18 protein-coding genes are annotated in these 21,881 nt (G+C 64.9%); 17 read left to right on the top strand and 1 reads right to left on the bottom strand.

Annotated features, from left to right (window positions below):
- Positions 1-34 precede the first annotated feature (34 nt).
- The 15 genes from pyrR to holA all read left to right on the top strand — a co-directional run bounded on the left by pyrR (position 35) and on the right by holA (position 18,448).
- Complete coding sequence (gene pyrR / locus LQE90_RS00960; protein ID WP_114565730.1) at positions 35-622, top strand: bifunctional pyr operon transcriptional regulator/uracil phosphoribosyltransferase PyrR; 588 nt, start codon at positions 35-37, stop codon at positions 620-622.
- A 2-nt stretch (positions 623-624) separates the two neighbouring features.
- Positions 625-1,569, top strand: a complete 945-nt coding sequence (locus tag LQE90_RS00955; protein ID WP_114565729.1) for an aspartate carbamoyltransferase catalytic subunit — start codon at positions 625-627, stop codon at positions 1,567-1,569.
- Entirely contained in the window at positions 1,553-2,845 is a 1,293-nt protein-coding gene (locus LQE90_RS00950) for a dihydroorotase (RefSeq protein WP_114565728.1), read from the top strand. The genes LQE90_RS00955 and LQE90_RS00950 overlap by 17 nt, the downstream gene beginning before the upstream one ends.
- 743 nt (positions 2,846-3,588) lie before the next feature.
- Positions 3,589-4,980 (top strand): glutamine-hydrolyzing carbamoyl-phosphate synthase small subunit, encoded by a 1,392-nt coding sequence (gene carA / locus LQE90_RS00945; RefSeq protein WP_216528542.1) that lies wholly within the window; start codon positions 3,589-3,591, stop codon positions 4,978-4,980.
- The gene (carB, locus tag LQE90_RS00940) at positions 4,973-8,215 is read left to right on the top strand and encodes a carbamoyl-phosphate synthase large subunit (protein ID WP_216528541.1); all 3,243 of its coding nucleotides are present in this window, start codon (positions 4,973-4,975) and stop codon (positions 8,213-8,215) included. Before carA ends, carB begins: the two co-directional genes overlap by 8 nt.
- A gap of 781 nt (positions 8,216-8,996) precedes the next feature.
- Entirely contained in the window at positions 8,997-9,797 is an 801-nt protein-coding gene (locus LQE90_RS00935) for a dihydroorotate dehydrogenase electron transfer subunit (RefSeq protein WP_216528540.1), read from the top strand.
- Positions 9,797-10,747, top strand: coding sequence for a dihydroorotate dehydrogenase (locus LQE90_RS00930; protein WP_114565717.1), 951 nt, complete (start codon positions 9,797-9,799; stop codon positions 10,745-10,747). Before LQE90_RS00935 ends, LQE90_RS00930 begins: the two co-directional genes overlap by 1 nt.
- Positions 10,741-11,466 carry an orotidine-5'-phosphate decarboxylase gene (gene pyrF / locus LQE90_RS00925; RefSeq protein ID WP_114565716.1) on the top strand — a complete coding sequence of 242 codons (726 nt, stop codon included), beginning with the start codon at positions 10,741-10,743 and terminating at the stop codon, positions 11,464-11,466. The genes LQE90_RS00930 and pyrF overlap by 7 nt, the downstream gene beginning before the upstream one ends.
- A 208-nt stretch (positions 11,467-11,674) precedes the next feature.
- Positions 11,675-11,983 (top strand): integration host factor, actinobacterial type, encoded by a 309-nt coding sequence (mihF, locus tag LQE90_RS00920; protein WP_114565715.1) that lies wholly within the window; start codon positions 11,675-11,677, stop codon positions 11,981-11,983.
- Between the two features lie 6 nt (positions 11,984-11,989).
- Positions 11,990-12,562, top strand: a complete 573-nt coding sequence (gene gmk, locus LQE90_RS00915) for a guanylate kinase (RefSeq protein WP_114565714.1) — start codon at positions 11,990-11,992, stop codon at positions 12,560-12,562.
- Between the two features lie 7 nt (positions 12,563-12,569).
- Positions 12,570-12,830, top strand: coding sequence for a DNA-directed RNA polymerase subunit omega (locus LQE90_RS00910; RefSeq protein WP_114565713.1), 261 nt, complete (start codon positions 12,570-12,572; stop codon positions 12,828-12,830).
- A 92-nt stretch (positions 12,831-12,922) separates the two neighbouring features.
- A complete protein-coding gene (gene thiI / locus LQE90_RS00905) occupies positions 12,923-14,143 on the top strand; it encodes a tRNA uracil 4-sulfurtransferase ThiI (protein ID WP_216528539.1) in 1,221 nt (406 codons plus the stop codon).
- A gap of 223 nt (positions 14,144-14,366) precedes the next feature.
- Entirely contained in the window at positions 14,367-15,023 is a 657-nt protein-coding gene (locus LQE90_RS00900) for a ComEA family DNA-binding protein (protein ID WP_216528538.1), read from the top strand.
- 89 nt (positions 15,024-15,112) lie between these two features.
- Entirely contained in the window at positions 15,113-17,464 is a 2,352-nt protein-coding gene (locus LQE90_RS00895; protein ID WP_231088155.1) for a DNA internalization-related competence protein ComEC/Rec2, read from the top strand.
- Between the two features lie 9 nt (positions 17,465-17,473).
- A complete protein-coding gene (gene holA / locus LQE90_RS00890) occupies positions 17,474-18,448 on the top strand; it encodes a DNA polymerase III subunit delta (protein ID WP_216528536.1) in 975 nt (324 codons plus the stop codon).
- A gap of 227 nt (positions 18,449-18,675) precedes the next feature.
- Here the strand turns inward: holA and rpsT are convergent, their stop codons facing one another.
- Complete coding sequence (gene rpsT / locus LQE90_RS12340) at positions 18,676-19,179, bottom strand: 30S ribosomal protein S20 (RefSeq protein WP_114565709.1); 504 nt, start codon at positions 19,177-19,179, stop codon at positions 18,676-18,678.
- A gap of 664 nt (positions 19,180-19,843) precedes the next feature.
- On the opposite strand from rpsT, the gene lepA reads away from it, so the two are divergent.
- The gene (lepA, locus tag LQE90_RS00880; protein ID WP_216528535.1) at positions 19,844-21,649 is read left to right on the top strand and encodes a translation elongation factor 4; all 1,806 of its coding nucleotides are present in this window, start codon (positions 19,844-19,846) and stop codon (positions 21,647-21,649) included.
- A 21-nt stretch (positions 21,650-21,670) separates the two neighbouring features.
- Complete coding sequence (locus LQE90_RS00875; RefSeq protein WP_114565707.1) at positions 21,671-21,868, top strand: hypothetical protein; 198 nt, start codon at positions 21,671-21,673, stop codon at positions 21,866-21,868.
- Positions 21,869-21,881: the final 13 nt, after the last annotated feature.

Raw genomic sequence — 21,881 nt, 5'->3', positions numbered from 1 at the left:
CGTCTGTACGCACTCGACGAAAGAAAGGGTGTGTATGAACGACGTAAGCACGGTCAAGACCGTCTGCATGGATGCAGACGAAATCGAGCGGTCGCTGACGCGCATCGCGCATCAGATCCTCGAGACCAACAAGGGCGCGGACAACATCGCGCTCGTCGGCATCGTGACGCGGGGCGATCTGCTCGCGAAGCGCCTGGCCGAGAAGATCGAGCAGATCGAGGGTGCCAAGGTGCCGCTCGGAAAGCTCGACATCAGCTTCTATCGCGACGACTTCGCGACGCATCTCTCTCCCGAGGTGCATTCCACCGACATCTTCTTCGACCTCGACGGCAAGACCGTCGTGCTGGTGGACGACGTCCTGTACACGGGCCGCACCATCCGCGCCGCGCTCGACGCGCTCATGGACATCGGCCGCCCGGCTGCCGTGCAGCTGGCGGTGCTGGTCGATCGCGGGCACCGCGAGCTTCCCATCCGCGCTGACTTCGTGGGCAAGAACGTGCCTTCTTCCTCCGAGGAGAACGTGCGCTTGTTTCTGGAAGAGGCCGACGGCAAGTCCGAAGTAGAGATTCTTGAAATGGCTCCGGGCTCCCGCGCGGGTTCGGCACCGCTGGGGGGTGAATAGAGATGGGCTTCAACCACAAGCACCTGATCGACATCACGGAGTATTCCGCTGACGATATCATGACCGTCCTGGAGACGGCTGTCCGCTTCAAAGAGGTCAACGAGCGCCGTATCAAGCAGGTGCCCACGCTCAAGGGCGTGACCGTGGTCAACATGTTCAACGAACCGTCCACGCGCACGCGCTCCTCGTTCGAGATCGCCGAGAAGCGCCTTTCCGCCAACAGCTTGAACTTTGGCGGCAGCTCGACCTCGCTCGTGAAGGGCGAGAGCCTGGTGGACACGGTGGAAACGCTGTGCGCCTACAAGATCGACATGATCATCGTGCGCGACAAGCACGCCGGCGTGCCCCGCAAGATCGCCGACGTGTCCGGCGCCCACGTCATCGACGCCGGCGACGGCAAGCACCAGCATCCTACCCAGGCGCTTTTGGACCTGTACTCCATCTGGGAGAAGAAGGGCGACCTGAACGGCCTCAAGGTGGGCATCGTGGGCGACATCGGCCACTCCCGCGTGTGCGGCAGCCTGATCCCCGCGCTCAAGATCATGGGCTGCGAAGTGACCGTGGTGGCGCCGCGCACGCTCATGCCTGCCCGCCCCGACGTTCTGGGTGCCGACCATGTGACCACGAACCTCGACGAGGCGCTGCCCACCCTGGACGTGGTGTACATGCTGCGCATCCAGCGCGAACGCCTGGAGGGCGCGCCGTATCCCAGCCTGCGCGAGTACAACCAGCTGTTCGGCCTGACCCGCGAGCGCGAGCATCTGATGAGGCCCGATGCGCTCATCTGCCACCCCGGCCCCATCAACCGCGGCGTCGAGCTTGACAGCTACATGGCCGACCATCCGAACCGCTCGGTCATCCTCGACCAGGTCTACGCCGGAATACTCACCCGTATGGCTGAAATGTATCTTCTTCTCGGAGGGAGCGAAGATGGCTTTGCTGCTTAAGAACGCCCGTGTGATCGACCCGCAGGTGGGTCTGGACGAAACGGCCGACATCCTGGTCCGCGACGGCAAGATCGTCGAGGTGGGCCAAGGCCTGACCATGGAGAAGGGCGTCGAGCGCGACCTTTCCGGCAAGATCGTGGTTCCGGGCCTGGTGGACATGCACGTGCATCTGCGCGAGCCCGGCTTCGAGCAGAAGGAAGACATCGCTTCCGGAACGCGCGCGGCGGCTCACGGCGGCTTCACGGCGGTGTGCTGCATGCCCAACACCAAGCCCATCATCGACAACGCGCTGGGCGTGGAGTACGTCAAGTCGCGCGCAGCCGCAGTAGGCAAGTGCCGCGTGCACGTGTCGGGCTCTTGCAGCCAGGGGCTCAAGGGCGAGACGCTCTCCGAAATGGGCGACATGGTGGCTCATGGCGCGGTGGCCTTCACCGACGACGGCCGCGGCGTGCAGGATGCGGGCATGATGCGCCGCGTCATGGATTACGGCGCGATGTTCGACAAGGTCATCATGAGCCATTGCCAGGACGAAGACCTGGTGGGCGACGGTCAGGTGAACGAGGGCGTTGCCTCTACGCGCTTGGGCATGCTGGGTTGGCCGGCGGAAGGCGAGGAGCTGCAGATCTCCCGCGACATCGCGCTGTGCCGCCTGACGGGATGCCCGCTGCACATCCAGCACATCACCACGGCTCGCGGTCTTGACATGGTGCGCGCGGCGAAGGCCGAAGGCCTGCCCGTCACCTGCGAGGTCACGCCTCATCACCTGTTCTTGACCGAGGACGCCATCGGCGACGACTACAACACCTTCCTTAAGGTGAACCCGCCGCTGCGCACGGCCGATGACGCGGCCGCGCTCATCGAAGGCGTGAAGGACGGCTCCATCGACGCCATCGTAACCGACCATGCGCCGCATGCCGCATGGGAGAAGGACTGCGAGTTCGAGATTGCCATGTTCGGCATGACCGGCCTGGAAACCTCGCTTTCGCTGATGATCACGAACCTGGTGGCAACCGGCGCGATCGACTACGCGAAGCTCGTCGAAGTGATGGCCGTTAACCCGCGCGCCATCCTGCGCGTGGAGCCGGTCAAGATCGAGGCGGGCAGCACGGCCGACCTCACGGTGATCGATCCCGAGGCCGCCTGGACGGTCGAGGTCGACGGCTTCGTCTCGAAGGCGAAGAACTCCGGCTTCATCGGCGCCGAGTTGAAGGGTCGCGCCACCGACGTCTACGTGGGCGGCTACGCAACGCTCGAGGACGGCGCGATCGTCGAATAGGACGCTTCAGAATCGAACCGGGGCCATACCCTGATGACGCGGGCTCGCATCGAACGGTGCGAGCCCGCGGTACGTTGCGGCCTGGATGCGAGCCTTGTTCGCGAGTGCGCCCGACGCTGTCCGGCTGCCGTTGATGCATGCCCCGTTCGCCCGGCAGTGCTTTCGATTGCCGCCAATGCGCGCCCGGCTGCCGTCCAGTCGCGCCCGACGCCTCTTCCCGACCGTTTTCTTATCCGCACTCGAAGCTGCGCGCGAAAAACCGCCTTCGCTGGCAGGTTTTGACGGTTAGGGGTCGTCGAGTTGGCCTCCGCGTTCGCCGTCGCTTGGCTTGCTTTTCGTTTGACCTGATCACAGCATCGCCCTACGACGCATCGCAGGCGCGTGCGTTCGTGTTGCCGGATCAAACGACCCCTAAACGCAAAAACCTGTCAGCGAAGGCGGTTTCTCGTGCGCAAGTCAGCGGAGCGCTCGCGGCTTCGCGCGCAAACCTTTGGATTCCCGCAGCTTCGCATCGTCGTCTCGTTGCATTCCAAGCAAAATTAAATTGAATAAAATCGTTACAAAATGCAAAAATATTGCATTTATAATTAACAAAATTCAGTAAAAGAGTATACTGACCTTCAACCTTTAAGGCGGTACGGAGAGACCGACAAGGTGCGCAGCATAACTTTCCCAGAACCACCTGCGCCTTCGTTTACGACGGAGGCGTTTTCTGTATATGCTGCCCGAGCGGAAGGAAGATTTTGAGCGAGATTGCGAACAAGCTGCTAGAGGGTACGTCGAAGCCCGTGTCGCGTCCGGCGGCGTTGGTGCTGGAGGACGGCGCGGTGTTCCGCGGCACGGCGTGCGCCGCCGAAGGCGAGGTGTTCGGCGAGATCTGCTTCAACACGTCGCTCGAGGGCTACCTCGAGGTGATAACCGACCCGTCCTACGCAGGCCAGATAATCACCATGACGTATCCGCAGATCGGAAACTACGGGGTGAATCCCGATGACGCCCAGGCGGGCAGGCCTGCGTTGCGCGGCCTTGTCGTGCGCGATATATGCGCGACGCCGTCGAACTGGCGCAGTACGGTCACGCTCGCAGACTACCTGCGCGAACACGGGGTGGTGGCCGTGGAAGGAGTGGACACGCGCGCGCTCGTGCGTCACGTGCGCGATTGCGGCGCGCAGCGCGCGGTGCTCTCGACCGTCGACGCCGACGAGGCGAGCCTTCTGCGCAAGGTACGTGCGAGCGCGTCGCTCGTGGGGCAGAACCTGGCGGCTACCGTGTCGTGCGGGAAGCCGTACGCCATGGACGCGGACGACCTTCCCGCGAGCCACGCGTTCGCCGTCGCTCCGGCTGCGTCCGCGCGACATCGCGTGGTCGCCTACGACTGCGGCGTTAAGAGCTCGATCCTTCAGAATCTCGTACGCTCGGGCTGTGAGCTTACGGTTGTACCGTGGGATATGCCGGCGGAAAAGGTGCTGGCCATGGAGCCTGACGGCGTGTTCCTGTCGAACGGTCCCGGCGACCCCGAGGCTGTGGAGGGCACTTACTCGCAGGTGGGGAAGCTGCTGGGCAAGGTGCCGGTATTCGGCATCTGCCTGGGGCACCAAATGATCTGCAAAGCTGCGGGCGCGCAGATCGAGAAGCTCAAGTTCGGCCACCGCGGCGGCAATCATCCGGTGATGAACCTGCTCACGGGCCGCGTAGAGATCACTGCGCAGAACCACGGGTTCGGCCTGGTGTTTTCCAGCTTGGGGCCGCTTGTTCCCGCGCTGTCGGGCGGCTGCGCGAACCATTGCGACGACCTGCGCTTCTGGGCGCGCGATAAGGTTGCCCCTGTTGTGATGAACGATCGCTTCGGCCGCATTCGCCTCACGCACGTGAACCTCAACGACGGCACGGCGGAGGGCGTCGCGTTTCTGGATTTGCCTGCGTTCAGCGTGCAGTACCATCCCGAGGCGTCGCCCGGGCCGACCGACGCGCACTACCTGTTCACCGCGTTTTCGCGCTTGATGGATTCCGCAGTGACGAGCGAGGGCGGTGCGCTCGACTCCCGTGAACGTGCGAGCTACCTCGACATCGACATCGCCGCCGACCGCCTTGTCGGCTGGTCGTTCGCTGAGATGGAAGGAGACCGTCATGCCTAAGCGCACGGACATCAAGACCATCCTGGTCATCGGGTCCGGCCCGATCGTCATCGGCCAGGCGTGCGAGTTCGACTATTCGGGCGCGCAGGCGTGCAAGGTGCTCAAGGCGGACGGCTACCACGTGGTTCTGGTGAACAGCAATCCGGCCACCATCATGACCGATCCGGGCTTGGCCGACCGCACCTACGTCGAGCCCATCACTGCCGAGTTCGTCCAGAAGATCATAGAGAAGGAGCGCCCCGATGCCCTGCTGCCCACCTTGGGCGGCCAAACCGGCTTGAACACGGCCGTCGAGCTGGCGAAGTCGGGCGTGCTGGATGCCTACGGGGTTGAGATGATCGGCTGCGACCTGGCGGCCATCGAGCGCGGCGAGGATAGAAAGCTCTTCAACGAGTGCATGGCCGAGCTGGGAATCGAGACCGCTCGGTCGGGATACGCGTACTCGCTGGACGATGCGTTCGGCATCGTGGCCGATCTGGGTTATCCGGTGGTGCTGCGCCCGTCGTTTACCATGGGCGGCGCTGGCGGCGGCATAGCCCATGATGCGGTCGAGCTGGAATCCATCGTCAGTCAAGGGCTGGAGCTATCCCCGGCGGGCGAAGTGCTCGTGGAGGAGAGCATCGAGGGCTGGAAAGAGTTCGAGATGGAGGTCATGCGCGATCGCGTTGGCAACGGCATCATCGTGTGCTCCATCGAGAACTTCGACCCGATGGGCGTGCATACGGGCGATTCCATTACGGTGGCTCCTGCCCAGACGCTTTCCGACGTGGAATACCAGCGTATGCGTGCCGCGTCGCTTGCCATCCTCGAAAAGATCGGCGTGGAGACGGGCGGCTCTAACGTGCAGTTCGCCGTGAACCCCGACAACGGCCGCATGATCGTCATCGAGATGAATCCGCGCGTTTCGCGCTCGTCGGCGCTTGCGTCGAAGGCCACCGGATTTCCCATCGCGAAGGCGGCGGCGAAGCTGGCCGTGGGCTACACGCTCGATGAGATCGTCAACGACGTGACGCTTGCCACGCCTGCGTGCTTCGAGCCTTCCGTCGACTACTGCGTGGTGAAGGCGCCGCGCTTCGCGTTCGAGAAGTTCAAGGGGGCCGACGACACGCTGTCCACCCGCATGAAGGCTGTCGGCGAGATCATGGCCATCGGCCGCACGTTCGAGGAGGCGCTCGGCAAGGCCCTGCGCTCGCTCGAGAACGGGCGCGCAGGCCTCGGCGGCGACGGCGAGGGTGACGAGGCCGTCGTGTCCGACGCAGCGCTCGAAGACCTCGTGGCGCGCCCCACGGCCGAGCGCGTCTTCTACCTTGCCGAGGCACTGCGCCGCGGCTGGACGGTGGCGCGTGCGAGCGCGGTGAGCCGCGTGGACCCCTTCTTCGTCGCGCGCATGGCCGACATCGTGCGCGTGCAGGAGAACCTGCGCGGCATGGCTTTGGACGAGCTGGACGCCGACGCGTTCTGCCTGCTCAAGCGCATGGGGCTGTCGGATGCCCAGATCGCGCACCTTACGGGATCCGACGAGCTCACCGTGCGCACGTGCCGCAAGCTTCTGGGTGTGAGACCCGCGTTCAAGACCGTCGACACCTGCGCGGCCGAGTTTCCCAGCTCCACGGCCTACCACTACAAAACCTACGATGCGGACGAGACCGAGGTCGCGCCCAAGACGCGCAAGCGCGCGATGATCCTGGGTGCGGGCCCGAACCGCATCGGCCAGGGCATCGAGTTCGACTACTGCTGCGTGCATGCGAGCTACGCGCTCGCCGAGGCCGGCTTCGAAACCATCATGGTGAACTGCAACCCCGAGACCGTGTCCACCGACTACGACACGTCCGACAAGCTGTACTTCGAACCGCTCACGTTCGAGGACGTCATGGACATCGTGGACGTCGAGCGCCCGGACGGCGTGGTGGTGACGCTGGGCGGCCAGACGCCGCTCAAGCTGGCGAACGCGCTGGCCGCGGCGGGCGTGCCCATCATGGGAACGCCGCCGGAGGCGATCGACCTGGCCGAAGACCGCGATCGCTTCAGCGCAATCCTCGACGAGATGGCCATCGCCTATCCGGCGGCCGGCATGGCCTCGACCTACCGGGAGGCATGCGTCGTGGCTGACCGGATAGGGTTCCCCTTGCTCGTGCGCCCCAGCTACGTGCTGGGCGGGCGCGGCATGGGCATCGTATACGACGGCGCCCAGCTGGAGAAGTACATGGCCGAGGCCGCGAAGATCTCGCCCGACCACCCGGTGTACCTTGACCGCTTCCTCGAGGGCGCGGTGGAGGTGGACCTCGACGCGCTGTGCGACGGCGAGCAGGTGTACGTGGGCGGCGTGCTCGAGCACATCGAGATGGCCGGCATCCACTCCGGCGACTCGGCCTGCTGCACCCCGCCGTTCGCGCTGTCCGAGGCGCTGGTGTCGCAGCTGCGCTCTATCGCGCGCGACCTGGCGCTGCGGTTGGGCGTAGTGGGCCTCATCAATATCCAGTTCGCCATCAAGGACCAGGTCATCTACGTCATCGAGGCCAACCCGCGCGCCAGCCGCACCGTGCCGTTCGCGTCCAAGGCCACGGGCGTGCCGCTTGCGAAGATGGCCGCGCGCATCATGGCGGGGGAGAGGATCGCCGACCTGGGCCTGCCGCCCGACAACCGCCGTCTCGAGCATTACAGCGTGAAGGAGGCCGTCATGCCCTTCGGCCGCTTCCCCGGTGCGGACACGGTGCTCGGCCCCGAGATGAAGTCCACCGGCGAGGTCATGGGCATCGCCGGCAACTTCCCGGCCGCGTTCGCCAAGACGCAGCTGGCTATCAGCTACGCGCTGCCCGAGGGCGGCACGGTGTTCGTCAGCGTGTGCGACCGCGACAAGCGCGCCATCGTGTCCATTGCGCGCGACATCGTGCGCCTGGGCTTCAAGGTGGTGGCCACGGGCGGCACGGCCCGCGCCCTGCGCGCGGCGGGCGTGGACTGCGAGGAGGTGAAGAAGGTGCACGAGGGCACCCCCAACGTGCTCGACCGCATCGCTGCCGGCGAGATAGCGCTCATGATCAACACGCCGTTCGGCCATGCCACGCGCGCCGACGGCTACGAGCTGCGCTTGGAGGCCGTGAAGCACGGCGTGACCCACGTCACGAACCTGGCCGGCGCCCAGGCCATGGTGGCCGGCATGGAGATGGCGCGCGCAAACGGCCTGTCCGTCGTAGCCTTGCAGGATCTTCCCCAATGGGAGCAGCCAGTGAGCGCGTAAAGCTGCGAGCCGAGCTGCCGCCGCGCCTGTTCGTCGTGCGCGGCGGTTCGGCTTTTCGGCGGGAAGGGCGCGCCGTGCTCGGATGGGGTTGGGAAGGTTGCTCGATTTCCGCCGAAGGCCGCCGATGCTGCCGATGGGCCGCGTTCGCCAGGGGCAATGGGGGCGTTGCGCGCGAAAAACCCTCTTCGCTGGCAGGTTCTGACGGTTTGAGGTCGTCGAACGGCCCCCTTGCTTGGCCGTCGTTCGGCTTGCTTTTCGTTTTGCCTGGTCACAGCGTCGGTTGGTTGCCACCCGCTTTTGCGGGCGCTTGGCCCGTCGGATCAAACGACCTCAAACCGTCAGAACCTGCCAGCGAGCGCCGTTTTTCGCGCGCAAGCCCGTGGCGCGCGGTAGCGGCGGGGCGCTTTGCGGGGCATGGACGGCCGGGAGACGGACCGCCCACCATAAACAACCTAACGCGGCGACGGGCCGGGCCGATACGCGGGGCATGGGCGGCCGGGGCTCGCGAATCGACGTTCGAGAGGCGAACGGAAGGGCGGCGGCTTTGCGGTGCGAGCGCGCGTCGCCGCGTGCGGTGCGGACGATCGGCGCGAAGCCGCCGCAACACTCTATATAATGGTAGGCGGCGGCCTTGCCCACGAGAGGGACAATCCCGCAGCTTCCATGCGCTTCCCGTGCATTTCGGCACTTCAACGGCTCGGCGGGCACGTCAATGGTACAATCATCGGCCAGAAGATGAGACGTGGGGCCGCGCGCGGCCCGGGGGCATGAAAGGACCAACGTGGCGCTTGTCAACGAGCGGGCGCGCATTCTGGGGAACGAATGCGTCGGCCCGAACCTCTATCTTATGCAGCTTTCGTCGCCTGCAATCGCAGCGGCCATCGAGCCGGGGCAGTTCGTTCACATGAAGGTTCCGGGCATGGAGGCGCACATCCTGCGCCGACCGTTCTCGGTGTACGCGCGCGACGCAGCCGAAGGCACGCTCGACGTGCTGTACCAGGTGGTCGGCTTCGGCAGCGACCACATGACGCGCCTCGTGCCGGGCGAATGCGCGGACGCCGAGCTCATCGGGCCCGTCGGCCGCTCCTGGCAGCCGGCCGCCGGCGCGAAGCGCGCGCTTTTGGTGGGCGGCGGCGTGGGCGCGGCGCCTTTGTTCATGCTGTGCGAGAGCCTGGTCGAGGCCGGCGTGCGCACGGACGTGGTGCTGGGTGCGCAGACCGAGGCGGCGCTCACGTGCCGCGGGCGCTACGAGGCGCTGCTGGCCGAGCCGCCGCGCTGCGCGACCGACGACGGCAGCTTCGGTCGCGAGGGTTTCTGCACCTCGCTCGTGTCCGAAGCGCTGGCCGAGGCTTCGGCTTCGGGTGAGCCGTACGACTACCTGGCCGTATGCGGCCCCGAGCCCCTGATGAAGATCGTGGCCGGCATGGCCGCCGACGCGGGCGTGCCCTGCGAGCTCTCGATGGAGAAGCGCATGGCCTGCGGCGTGGGCGCCTGCCTGTCGTGCGTGGTGGACACGGTGGACGGCAAGCTGCGCGCCTGCGTGGACGGTCCCGTATTCGACGCTGCGAAGGTGGTGTGGTAATGGCTATCGAGAACGCGCTGCCCCTCGTGCCCGCTCCTACGAACGTGAGCATGGCCGTGAACCTGGGCGGCCTGGACATGAAGAACCCCGTGACGGTGGCGTCGGGCACGTTCGCCGCAGGGATGGAGTACAACGACTTCGTGGACGTGGCAAGCTTGGGCGCGGTCACCACGAAGGGCGTGTCGCTGCATGGCTGGGAAGGAAACGCCAGCCCGCGTATCGCGGAAACTCCTTCCGGCATGCTCAACTCCATCGGTTTACAGAATCCCGGCGTGGCGCACCTCAAGGCCGAGGAGCTGCCGTGGCTGCACGAGCGCGGCGCCACGACCATCGTGAACGTGTCGGGCCATAGCTTCGACGAGTACGTGCAGGTGATCGAGGCGCTCGAGGACGCGCCCGTGGACGCTTACGAAGTGAACATCTCGTGCCCGAACGTGGATGCCGGCGGCATGACCATCGGCACGTGCGCTGCGAGCGTCGAGGACGTGGTCGGTCGCTGCCGCGCCGCCACGAAGCGCCCGCTCATCGTGAAGCTGACCCCGAACGTCACCGACGTCACGGAGATCGCGCGCGCAGCCGAGGCTGCGGGAGCCGATGCCATCTCGCTCATCAATACGCTTCTGGGCATGGCCATCGACGTCGAGCGCCGACGTCCCGTGCTCGCGCGCGGCGTGGGCGGGTTCTCCGGCCCCGCCGTGAAGCCCGTGGCGCTGCGCATGGTGTGGGAGTGCTCGAAAGCCGTGAAGGTTCCGCTTCTCGGCATGGGCGGCATCTCGAACGCTACCGACGCGGTGGAGTTCATGCTGGCGGGAGCCACCTCCGTAGCCGTGGGCACCGCTAACTTCGTGAATCCTTTCGCGACGGTTGAAATCATCGATGGAATAGCGCAGTATTGCGAGCAGCACGGCGTGGACGACGTGCAGGATTTGATAGGAGCGTTGGAATGGTAAATACGTTCGAGAACGTGCCGGCGCGCGATCGCGTGATCGTGGCCCTCGACTGCGGCATCGACGAGGCGTTCGACCTTGCCGATCAGCTGCAAGGCAAAGCGACATGGGTGAAGGTAGGCATGACGCTGTTCTACGCGAACGGCCCCGCCATCGTTTACGCGCTGAAAGAGCGCGGCTTCAAGGTGTTTCTCGACCTCAAGTTCCACGACATTCCCCATCAGGTCGAAGGCGCGGCGTACGCGGCTGCTGGCAGCGGCGCGGACATGCTGACCATGCACACCGTCGGCGGCGTGGACATGATGGCCGCCGCTCAGCGCGGCGCCGAGCGCGCGGCAGCGGAGTACGGCCACGAGGTTCCCGCGACCTTGGGCATCACGGTGCTTACCAGCATGAACGACGCTGCCCTTGCGGAAACCGGCGTTTCGCGCGCCATGTCCGACCAGGTGGTGGTGCTGGCCGAGCAAGCCAAGCGCTCCGGCATCTCCGGCGTGGTCGCCTCCCCGCAGGAGGCTGCGCGCCTGCGCGACATCTTGGGGCCCGACGCCTACATCGTCACGCCGGGCGTGCGTCCGGCGGGCGCCGACAAGGGCGATCAGAGCCGCGTGGCAACGCCTGCCCAGGCCTTCGAGAACGGCGCTTCTCATATCGTCGTCGGCAGGCCCATCACGCAGGCGGCGGACCCTGCTGCCGCGTTCGACGCCATCGTGGCAGAGCTGTAAAAGCCGAAACGGATGCTGTTCCAACGTTTTCCCAGATGGTCAGCGAAAGTGACGATTGAGCGACGAAAGAACTACGGTTGCGCGATTTGAGTCTAGAATGTGTGACTGCGACCTGAAATTTTTTGAATTTATAGCAATCTACAAGGTCAAACGAGCGATTGCATGCTAGTATCACGGCATCGCTTTTGGAACAGAAGGAGAGAAACTGATGGCTATTCCTCAACTCAGCCCTGAAGAGCGCCAGGCGGCTTTGGAGAAGGCGAAGGCGGCCCGCATCAAGCGCGCCGAGGTTCGCGATGATTTGAAGTCCGGCAAACTCAGCCTTAAGCAGGTTATCGAGATGAAGGATGATCCCATCGTGGGTCGTATGAAGGTCTCCACGCTCATCGAGACGCTTCCCGGCTACGGCAAGGCCAAGGCCGAGAAGATCATGAAGGAGCTTCAGATCGCTGAGAGCCGCCGTCTGCGCGGTTTGGGCGAGCGTCAGCAGACCGCCTTGCTGGAGCGCTTGGGCTAAATTCGCATGCGCGCTGGCAATCTGTTCGTTATATCGGGGCCATCGGGTGCTGGAAAAGGCACGCTGGTGGCCCGTCTGCTGCATGAGGTTCCGGATGCTTGGGTGTCCGTCTCGGTCACGACGCGCTTGCCGCGCGAGGGCGAGGTGGACGGCGTTCATTACCAGTTTGCATCCGGCGAGGAATTCCAACGGCTCGTGAACGAAGACGGCCTGCTGGAATGGGCTACGTACGGGGGGAACCGCTACGGCACCCCGCGTGCGAGCGTTGAGGAGCATATCGCTCGAGGAGACCAGGTTATCCTGGAAATCGACGTGCAAGGCGGTTTCCAGGTGCGCGAGAAGTTCCCTGCGGCGCATCTGGTGTTCATCGAGCCGCCTTCGCTCGAAGAGCTTGAGAAGCGCCTTCGAGGGCGCGGTACAGAGACCGAAGAGGCCGTTGCTGCCCGTATGGAAACCGCACGGGTGGAGCTTTCTCGTAAAATGGAGTATGATATACGGCTTGTGAACGATGATTTGGACGTAGCCACCGCCGCCTTGGTTGGCTACGTGAACGAACAAGCCGAGAAAACACGAGGTTAAACACGATATGAGCATTATCGAACCGAAGATCGACGTTCTGTTGGACGAAACCGACAACGACCGCTTCCTGCTGTGCGCCCTTGCCTCCAAGCGCGCGCACGATATCAACGACATGATGCGCGGCCAGCGCGATCGCGCTATCCAGCTGCAGACCGCCGTGGAAATCGCGCGCGCTGCCGACAAGAAGCCGCTGTCTCTCGCCTTCAACGAGATTGCGCGCGGCGAAGTTTCGTACGATCCTTCGTCCATCGACATCAAGAACCACTAGTACGAAACACGTACTGGTTGACCGAATAGGCGGGCATGGGCCCGCCTATTCGTGCGTTACGACCATTCGCCCTTGGCACGACGGAGCATTCCATGATTGATTACCAGCGTATTTGCCTTGCCCACTACCATGAGATCGGCCTGAAGGGCCATAATCGCTCGACGTTCGAAATGCGGTTGCTCAAGAACCTCGAAGCCCTGCTGAGCGATTTTCCCGTGGTGACCGTCCATCGCATAGCGGGACGCCTGTGCGTGTTCTTGCGTGAAGGCACGGATTGGGAAACGGCGAAGGCCGTTGCGGACGTCATGGGCAAGGTGCCGGGCGTGGCGCGCGTCTCATGCGGATTCAAGTGCCCGCGCGATTTGGACGTCATGGCCGAGGTCGCTCGTGCGGCGATGCTCGAAGCTGGCGACTTCGAGTCGTTCAAGGTGGCCGCTCGACGCAACCACACCGACTTCCCGACCAACTCGATGGAAATGAACCAGATCGTGGGCGCGGCGTTGTGCCAGGCGTTTCCCGAGAAGAGCGTTCGTATGAAGAACCCCGACCTCACGGTAGGCGTCGAGGTCGTGCAGAACGCCGCGTACGTGTACGCGCGCTCGCTTCCGGGTATCGGCGGGCTGCCGGTGGGAAGCTCGGGCGTCGTGGCGTGCCTGCTGTCGTCGGGCATCGACTCGCCGGTGGCTACGTGGAAGCTCGCGCGACGGGGCGCGGTGTGCATCGGCGTCCACTTCTCCGGCCGTCCGCAGACCTCGGATGCGAGCGAGTACCTGGTGGACGACATAGCGCGCGTGCTTGAGCGCACGGGCTGCATCGCGCGCGTGTACACGGTGCCGTTCGGCGACTACCAGCGCGAGATCGCGCTCACCGTCCCGCCCGAGCTGCGCGTCATCATGTACCGACGGCTCATGTTCAAGGTGGCCGAGGAGTTGGCGCATCGCGAAGGGGCGTGCGCGCTCGTCACGGGCGAGAGCCTGGGCCAGGTTGCTTCGCAGACCCTCGACAACATCCGCTGCACCGACGCCGCCGTGAGCCTTCCGGTGTTCCGCCCCTTGATCGGCACCGACAAGCTCGAGATCATCGCCGAGGCCGAGCGCCTGGGCACGTTCGAGATCTCGGCGCAGGACGCCCCCGATTGCTGCACGCTGTTCATGCCGCGCAGTCCCGAGACGCATGCGAAGCTTGCAGTGGTGGAAGAAGCGGAAAGCGCGCTTCCCGTGGACGAATGGGTGGCCGAGATTGCCGACGCCGCCGAAGTGCGCGATTACGCCTGCCCGGCGTTCAAGCGCAAGAAGAAGCGCCCTCAGCAGTAACCGCACGCTTTTGACCAGCGCGTTTGGATGTGCGCTGGAAAGCTGCTAGATTGTGGCTGGATGCATGCTGAACCTGCGTCGCATCCGGTGGGGATCCGCATTGGATCGAAGCGAAAAAGCCGCTGGAACCGTTTGGTTTTCAGCGGCTTTTCTGCTGGATTCCTCTCATGTTTTCGCTAGGTTGCGTTGCTATGCTTGGTCTTCGAGAGGATCGGAGGTCGGGATGTCGTTTACCGAACAGGCGGAGTCGTTGCGGGCCAAGGCGCATCTGAGCGGCGTGCGTCTTCCCGTGCTCGTCGGCGTAACTGCTTTAGCGGTGGTTGTGCTCGTGGCGGCCGGGGCAAGCTTCCTGTCCGCTTTTTCTTCGGACTCCCTTGTAGTCGAGAAGGCAGGGGAGGCTGACGTCGAGGGAGCTTCGCCTGACCGGCCTCAGGAGCAAGCGCGGACCATCGTGGTCCATGTAGGCGGTTCGGTCCTTGCACCCGGCGTGTACGAGCTTGCGGAATCCGCTCGCGTGCAGGATGCGATCGAGGCTGCGGGAGGGTTCGGGGAGCAGGCCGCGACGGATGCGTTGAACCTGGCGCGCGTTCTGACGGACGGCGAGCACGTGGTGGTTCCGACGTTGTCCGAGGTGGAGGAGGCTGCCGCTGCCGCCCCGCCCGGCGGGGCGGCAGCGCCCGGCGGGGGAAAGGTGAACATCAATGCGGCATCCGCTGCGGAACTGGATGCTCTCCCCGGCATAGGAATGTCGACTGCCGAGAAGATCGTTGCGGACAGGCAGGCTAACGGGCCGTTCGCCGCGATAGAGGATTTGAAGCGCGTATCGGGCATCGGCGACAAGAAGTACGCCGCCCTCGCCGATTCGATATGCGTGGGCTAGGCGCGCTCGCGCGTGCAATGCGCAGGGCTGCGACCAGGGCTTCCGTGCAGCTTGTGCCGAAACCGCCCAGGCGGGCGCGGGCGGCTTTCGTGCCCGAAGCCGAATACGCCGACGGGTTGCGCGCGGATGCCGGCCGCATTCCCGTTCGCCCCTCGCTGCCGCCCGTGTTCGGGTGCGCGTTGGGGCTTTGGGCGACGTGCGCGGCCGTGGTCGAAGCCGCTCGCCTCTTGTCGGCTTCGGCGTGCGCGGCTATCGGAGCCGTCGGGCTGGTCGTCTCGCTTGCGTGCTTGGCGCTCGTGTGGCGGCGTCGAGGCGCGCTGGCGGGGGTCGTCGTCTTAGGGTGCGCCCTGGGGGTGTGCTGCGGCGGTTGGCACGCTGCGGTGCAGCACGGCTTCGAAGAGCGCGTCCAGGGCCTTTCGACCCGCGCGTCTTTTCAAGCCGTGGCTGACGGGTCCGCGGGCATGTTCGGTTCGACGTGCCTTGCGCGTGCGACCGTTGAAGGCGGCGAGTCGTTTCTCGTGCGCGTGCAGCTTCCCCAAGGCGAAGGGGTTCTGCAGTACGGCCAGGCGTTCGAGGCGCAGGCTTCGTTCTCAGCTCCTTCCGATTCTTCGGCGGCGTACTGCTGGCGCAACGGCGCGGTGGCGTCGGCGCGCGTCTTCGGCTTGGAGCGGGTGGATCGCGGCGGGCCGATGGGGGTGTTGGTCGATCTGCGGTCGCGCGCTATCGGGCTTCTGACTGACCGCGGCGGCAGCGAGAGCGGGGTTCTTGCCGCGCTTGTCTGCGGATGGAGGGGGCACCTGCCCGAATCGACGTACCAGGCGTTCAAGGTTGCGGGCTTGGCCCACGTGGTGGCGGTGTCGGGTGCGCATCTTTCCATCGTTTCCGCGTTCTGCTGCGCGACGCTGCGCGCGCTGAGGGTTCCCCGCGCGGTGACGGGAGTCGTCCAGGCGGCGCTCCTCTTGAGTTACCTCGTTTTGACGGCCGCGCCGTCATCGGCCGTTCGAGCCGCTGTCATGGCGTTCGCGGGCATGGCTTCGTTCGCGGTCGGGCGCCGTCCTGCGGCGCTGAGCGCTCTGGCGGTCTGCATCGTGGGATTCGCGAGCCTTGATCCGCGTGTCGCCCTGTCCGTCTCGTTCGCGCTCTCGGCGCTCTCGACGTTGGGCATCGTGCTGTTCGCCAGCCTGTTCTCGGCTTGGATCGCCCATGCGGCGCCCCGGGTCCCCCGTTTTGCCTGCGAAGCGCTCTCGCTCACCTTCGCGTCCGCTGTGCTGGCAACGCCGCTTTCGACCGCGCTGTTCTCGCAGTTCTCGCTGGTGGCTCCTTTGGCCAACGTGGTCACCGCTCCTTTGTTCGCGCCCGCGTGCGCTCTCGGGCTGCTGTGCGTGGGAACTGCGACGATGGCTCCCGGGGTTGCCTCCGCTCTGCTCGACGTCGCCTGCGCCGGGTCGTACGTCCTCACCGCGGCCGTCGAAGCGCTGGCGCGCATTCCGTACGCAAGCGTTCCCGCCTCCGTTTCGGTTCTTGCCGCGCTGGCGGTATCGATCGCGCTGGCGGCGGCGCTTTGGATCGCGTGGCCGCGGCCGACTCGGCGCATCGTGCTGGGCGGTGCGGCGTGCGTCGCGTTCGCGGCGGCGTGCTTTCTGGTTGCGCCGCCCGCAGGCGGCGATAGCATCGTCATGCTCGACGTCGGGCAGGGCGATGCGATCGTCGTGCGGAGCCGCGGATCCGCCGTGCTCGTCGATACCGGCAATCAGGATGCAAGGCTGTTCGAGGCGCTTGCGCGGCAGGGGCTCTCGCGCCTCGACGCCGTCGTGGTGACCCATGGGGACGACGATCACAAGGGGTCGCTTTCCTCCCTGGCGGGCATGATCCGTACGGAGCGCGTCTTCGTTGCGCAAGACGCGCTCGCCTGCCCGTGCGATGCGTGTCGAAGCCTGCGGGAAGACGCCGTCGCCGTGGCGGGGGAGGACGGCGTCTGCGGCCTCGCGCTGGGCGATAGCGTTCGCGTAGGGTCGATCGATTTGCAGGTCGTCTGGCCGAGGCGCTTCGAGGACGAAGGCGGGAACGCGGACAGCCTGTGCCTCAAAGCGCTTGCGGACGTGGACGGCGACGGTTCGACGGACTGGACCGCCTTGCTGGTAGGCGATGCCGAGCGCGATCAGGTGAAAGAGCTGCTGGACACAGGAGCGGCGGAAGGGGTCGACATCTACAAAGTGGGCCACCACGGATCGAAGAACGCTTTGGACGAGCAGGTTGCCTTTGCGTTGTCTCCGAAGATATCCCTGGTGAGCGCAGGGGCGGGAAATCGGTACGGGCACCCGGCCGCCAAGACCCTTGAGATCTTGGAAAGCGCGGGGTCGCGCGTACTGCGAACCGATGAGTCGGGGGATGTTTCATGCAAATTGGAACCCGATAGAATCGTCGTGGAGACGCTGCGGTAGAATGAAGCCATGACTGCTCAGAAGAAACAAAACGCACCCTTGCTCCCCGTCTACCTGATATGCGGCGAGGACGCCCTGAAGCGAGACGCGGTGATGAAGCGCCTTCGCGCTCGCCTTTCCGCTTTGGGGGACCTGTCGTTCAATTCCGACGAATTCAGCGGCGAAACGGCAACCGGCGCCGACATCGTCTCGGCATGCAATACCGTGCCGTTCGCAAGTCCCGTGCGCCTTGTCGAGGTACGCGTCGCCGACAAGCTGAAGAAAGCCGATTCCGAGGAGCTGGTAGCCTACCTCGATTCACCGGCGGAAACCACCGTGCTCGCCCTGATAGCCGAAAAGCTGGCGAAGAACACGCGTCTGTACAAGGCCGTCGCCAAGCACGGAAAGACGGCCGTGATCGACTGCGCTCCGCTCAAGCGCTTCGAGCTTCCCAAGGCCGTTCGCGCCATGGCGGTGGGCCACGGCGTCACGCTTACCGAAGGCGCCGCTGTGAAGCTGGTGGATCTGGTGGGCGAGGACACGGTGCACCTCGACAGCGAGCTCAAGAAGATCGCGCTTGCGCATCGCGGAACCGATGCCGTGAACGAGCATGAGATCGTCGCCATGGTCAGTCGCACCGCCGAGGTCAAGCCGTGGGAATTCGTCGACGCCTTCGCGGCGCGCGATGCGCGCAAATGCCTGCTGTACCTGGGGCGCATGGACTCGGTGTCTCCGCATGCGCTGCTGGCCATGTGCACGACGCGCCTGCGCGAGCTCGTCTGCGCTCGCGCGCTGGCCGATCGCGGCAATCCGCGTGGTGTGGCTGCGGCGCTCAAGATGCCCGATTGGCGCGTGAAGAACCATGCGACCTGGGCGCGCGGGTTCACCTCCGCGCAGCTGCGCGCGGCCCTCGTCGCCGCGCGCGACGCCGAGCGCGCCATGAAAAGCGGCGCCGATCCGGACGCCGCCTTCCTCGAATGGGTGCTCGGCGTGGTTGCGCGCTAGCGCAGCGAACATCCCTGCACCGCGTTTCTCGCGCGCGTCAAGCGCCGCCGCAGCTCATGTCTCTGCACGGAGGCGCGAGTTGCGGCGGCGCTTTCGCATGCAGGGGCAGCGGGAGCTTCGAGCCGTGGTCGAAAACCGGCGCGAGAATGCGAACAGGCCCCGAAACCGGGGCCTGTTCTCTCTTGATATGCGGAAGGATCGCGGGGCGATCTCCGATAGGGTGGTCGCTATTCAGCGGCTTCCTCGGCGCTCTCGGCCTCAGCCTCGGCCTTGGCGGCTTCGGCAGCTTCCTTCGCCTTGCGCTCTTCGGCCTTCTTCACTTCAGCCATGTGCTTCTCGCGGCGCTTCGCCTTTTCCTCGGACGCGGCCTTCATCTCTGCGAGACGGGCAGCCTTGCGCTCGGCCTTCTTGGAGCCGGTCTTCTGAGCCTTCTTGGCGGGCTTCACGTACGCGGCGCGATCGGCGTCGGTCACGAGGTCCTTGATGAGCAGCATGACGCCGCTCTTGCGGTTGGCAGCCTGGTTCTTGTGGATAACGCCCTTCGAGGCAGCCTTGTCGAGCAAACGGCAGGCGGCCATGGCGGCGGCGAAAGCCTCGGCGCCGTTCTCGGCGGCAACAGCTTCCTTGACGCGACGGATAGCGGTCTTCAGCTCGCTTTTGACGGCGCGATTGCGCATGCGGGCCTTCTCGTTGGTGATGATGCGCTTCTTCTGGCTCTTGATGTTCGCCATGTGTGTGTTTCCTCCAATGGATCACGAACGTAAACTTCTGCGAAGCCTTCGGGCTTCCCGTGCTTCCGGCGTCACGCGCTCGTTGCCCAGGCGTCCGATAGCCACGCATGCGATCCATGAGGACCCAGCTTTCAAAGAAAGCGCTCGATGCATGGGGAACAGGCGGGATTTCTCTGCTCCATCGACCTATCGGTCACCCAGCATCTACGAATCGTAAAGCGCAGCCACGTCTGCTGATTCGGCGATGGAAACGCCCATCGCGCGTACGTATCGCTGGATACACAATGCGATAGAATAGCAAAGGTTGGCCGAGATTGCACGAGAATTTGTCGAAACCGCACACGAAACCACCCATTCGCCGAGAAAGAGTGAAAGAGCCGAGGGGAGGCCCGCCCGTATCCTTCGCGAAATCCCGCTTTGACGCACTCGCGGTTGCCGTCTTTGCGGCAACGCTTGCGGGCTGCGCGCCCGGGCGCATCGGGCGATCGACGCGAACGAGGCGGTTCCGTTCGCGCGCAGCTGGCGCACGTCGGCTCGTCGAGCCCGCACGCCGCTGTCGTGGAACTGTAGCGGGCGCGCCCTTTCCACCCGGGGCGAATAAGGTAGAATAGGCTTTCGTTTCTCAAGCGCCCGCGCGCGGGCTTTACGTTTTGAAAGACAGGACATGACCACCGACCCTCACTTCATACGAAACTTCTCCATCATCGCGCACATCGACCACGGCAAATCGACGCTGTCCGATCGCGTGCTGGAACTGACCGGCACCGTGTCGAAGCGCGATATGCAAGAGCAGCTGCTCGACAGCATGGACATCGAGCGCGAGCGCGGCATCACCATCAAAAGCCAGGCTGTGCGCGTGGACTACACGGCCGACGACGGCCAGACCTACCAGTTCAACCTGATCGACACGCCGGGCCATGTCGACTTCACCTACGAGGTGAGCCGTTCTCTGGCTGCGTGCGAAGGAGCCGTCCTGGTGGTCGACGCCACGCAGGGCGTCGAGGCGCAGACGGTGGCCAACGCGATGATGGCCATGAACGCCGACCTGGAGATCATCCCGCTGATCAACAAGATCGACCTTCCGGCTGCCGAGCCGGATCGCGTGCGCGAGGAGATCGAGGACGGCCTGGCCATCCCCGCCGACGACGCGGTGCTGGCCTCGGGCAAGACCGGCGTGGGCGTGCACGATCTTCTGGAGGCCGTGGTGTACAACGTGCCCGCGCCCGTCGGCGTGGCCGACGCGCCGCTGCGCGCGCTCATCTTCGACTCGTACTTCGATGCGTATCGCGGCGTGGTGGCGCTCGTGCGCGTGGTGGACGGGCAGATGAAGAAGGGCGACCGCATTCGCATGCTGGCCACCGGCGCCGAAGCGCTGGTGGAAGAGGTCGGCGCGCGCCGACCCGCCGAGACGGCGCTTCCGGCGCTCGGCGTGGGCGAGGTCGGGTACCTGGTGACGGGGCTCAAGGACGTCTCGCAGGTGAAGGTGGGCGATACCATCACGCAGGCCCATGGCGGCGTGAGCGACCCGCTTCCCGGATACCGTGAGGTCAAGCCCATGGTGTTCACCGGCCTGTACCCCATCGACGGCGATCAGTACGAACCGCTCAAAGAGGCGCTCGAAAAGCTCTCGCTCAACGATCCGGCCCTTATCTGGGAGCCCGAGAAGTCGCATGCGCTGGGCTTCGGCTTCCGCGTGGGCTTTTTGGGCCTGCTGCACATGGAGGTCATCAAGGAGCGCCTCGAGCGCGAGTTCGGGCTGGACCTGCTGGCCACGGCGCCTTCCGTGGAATACCACGTGTACAAGCAAGGCGGCGAGATGGTAAGCCTGCATTCGCCGCAGGAGATGCCCGACGCCGGCGAGATCGAGCGCGTGGAGGAGCCCTACCTCAAGGCGAAGATCCTCATCCCGCCCGATTACGTGGGCGCGGTCATGGACTTGACCGTGGCGCGGCGCGGCACCTTCATCACGATGAACTATTTGTCCACCACCACGGTGGAGATGCTGTGGGAGATCCCGCTGTCCGAGCTCATCATGGACTACTTCGACAAGCTCAAGTCCAACACGAAGGGCTACGCGTCGCTCGATTACGAGATGGACGGATACAAGCCCTCCAAGCTGGTGAAGCTCGACATCCTGCTGTCGGGCAAGCCCGTGGACGCGCTGTCGTTCATCGTGCACAAGGACAAGGCGTACGATCGCGGGCGCATCCTGACCGAAAAGCTCAAGAGCATCATTCCTCGCCAGATGTTCGAGGTGCCCATCCAAGCCGCTATCGGCGGGCGGGTTCTGGCGCGCGAGACCGTAAAGGCGAAGCGCAAGGACGTGCTGGCGAAGTGCTACGGCGGCGACATCAGCCGCAAGCGCAAGCTGCTCGAGAAGCAGAAAGCCGGCAAGAAGCGCATGAAGAACATCGGAAACGTGGAGGTGCCGCAAGAAGCGTTCATGGCGATCCTCAAAGTGGACGAGTGATCGAAAGCCCGAGGAGGTTGCATGGCACGTAAGGATACAGAAGAGTTCGACTGGCTGGACGATCCCTTCAACGACAAGAAGGCCGCGCAGCAGCCGGCCGGCATGGGCAGCGGCGCGAAGGCTGCAGTCGGCTGCGGGTGCCTGTTCGCGGTGGTGGCTCTGGTCGTCCTGTTCATATTCGCGGGCATAAGCGCGCTCGACATTCTGTCCAGCATGTAGCGCGCGGCCGTCT

The organism is Paraeggerthella hominis (assembly GCF_021044775.1).
GTDB classification, from domain to species: domain Bacteria; phylum Actinomycetota; class Coriobacteriia; order Coriobacteriales; family Eggerthellaceae; genus Paraeggerthella; species Paraeggerthella hominis.
The sequence above is the reverse complement of the archived record's forward strand: the minus strand, read 5'-3'. Positions and strand labels throughout refer to the sequence as shown.

Excerpts from the sequence above, each read along its gene's own strand:
- pyrR (WP_114565730.1), top strand. The coding sequence starts at position 35 with ATGAACGACGTAAGCACGGTCAAGACCGTCTGCATGGATGCAGACGAA.
- LQE90_RS00955 (WP_114565729.1), top strand. The coding sequence starts at position 625 with ATGGGCTTCAACCACAAGCACCTGATCGACATCACGGAGTATTCCGCT.
- LQE90_RS00950 (WP_114565728.1), top strand. The coding sequence starts at position 1,553 with ATGGCTTTGCTGCTTAAGAACGCCCGTGTGATCGACCCGCAGGTGGGT.
- carB (WP_216528541.1), top strand. The coding sequence starts at position 4,973 with ATGCCTAAGCGCACGGACATCAAGACCATCCTGGTCATCGGGTCCGGC.
- LQE90_RS00930 (WP_114565717.1), top strand. The coding sequence starts at position 9,797 with ATGGCTATCGAGAACGCGCTGCCCCTCGTGCCCGCTCCTACGAACGTG.
- pyrF (WP_114565716.1), top strand. The coding sequence starts at position 10,741 with ATGGTAAATACGTTCGAGAACGTGCCGGCGCGCGATCGCGTGATCGTG.
- mihF (WP_114565715.1), top strand. The coding sequence starts at position 11,675 with ATGGCTATTCCTCAACTCAGCCCTGAAGAGCGCCAGGCGGCTTTGGAG.
- gmk (WP_114565714.1), top strand. The coding sequence starts at position 11,990 with ATGCGCGCTGGCAATCTGTTCGTTATATCGGGGCCATCGGGTGCTGGA.
- LQE90_RS00910 (WP_114565713.1), top strand. The coding sequence starts at position 12,570 with ATGAGCATTATCGAACCGAAGATCGACGTTCTGTTGGACGAAACCGAC.
- thiI (WP_216528539.1), top strand. The coding sequence starts at position 12,923 with ATGATTGATTACCAGCGTATTTGCCTTGCCCACTACCATGAGATCGGC.
- LQE90_RS00900 (WP_216528538.1), top strand. The coding sequence starts at position 14,367 with ATGTCGTTTACCGAACAGGCGGAGTCGTTGCGGGCCAAGGCGCATCTG.
- holA (WP_216528536.1), top strand. The coding sequence starts at position 17,474 with ATGACTGCTCAGAAGAAACAAAACGCACCCTTGCTCCCCGTCTACCTG.
- rpsT (WP_114565709.1), bottom strand. The coding sequence starts at position 19,179 with ATGGCGAACATCAAGAGCCAGAAGAAGCGCATCATCACCAACGAGAAG.
- lepA (WP_216528535.1), top strand. The coding sequence starts at position 19,844 with ATGACCACCGACCCTCACTTCATACGAAACTTCTCCATCATCGCGCAC.
- LQE90_RS00875 (WP_114565707.1), top strand. The coding sequence starts at position 21,671 with ATGGCACGTAAGGATACAGAAGAGTTCGACTGGCTGGACGATCCCTTC.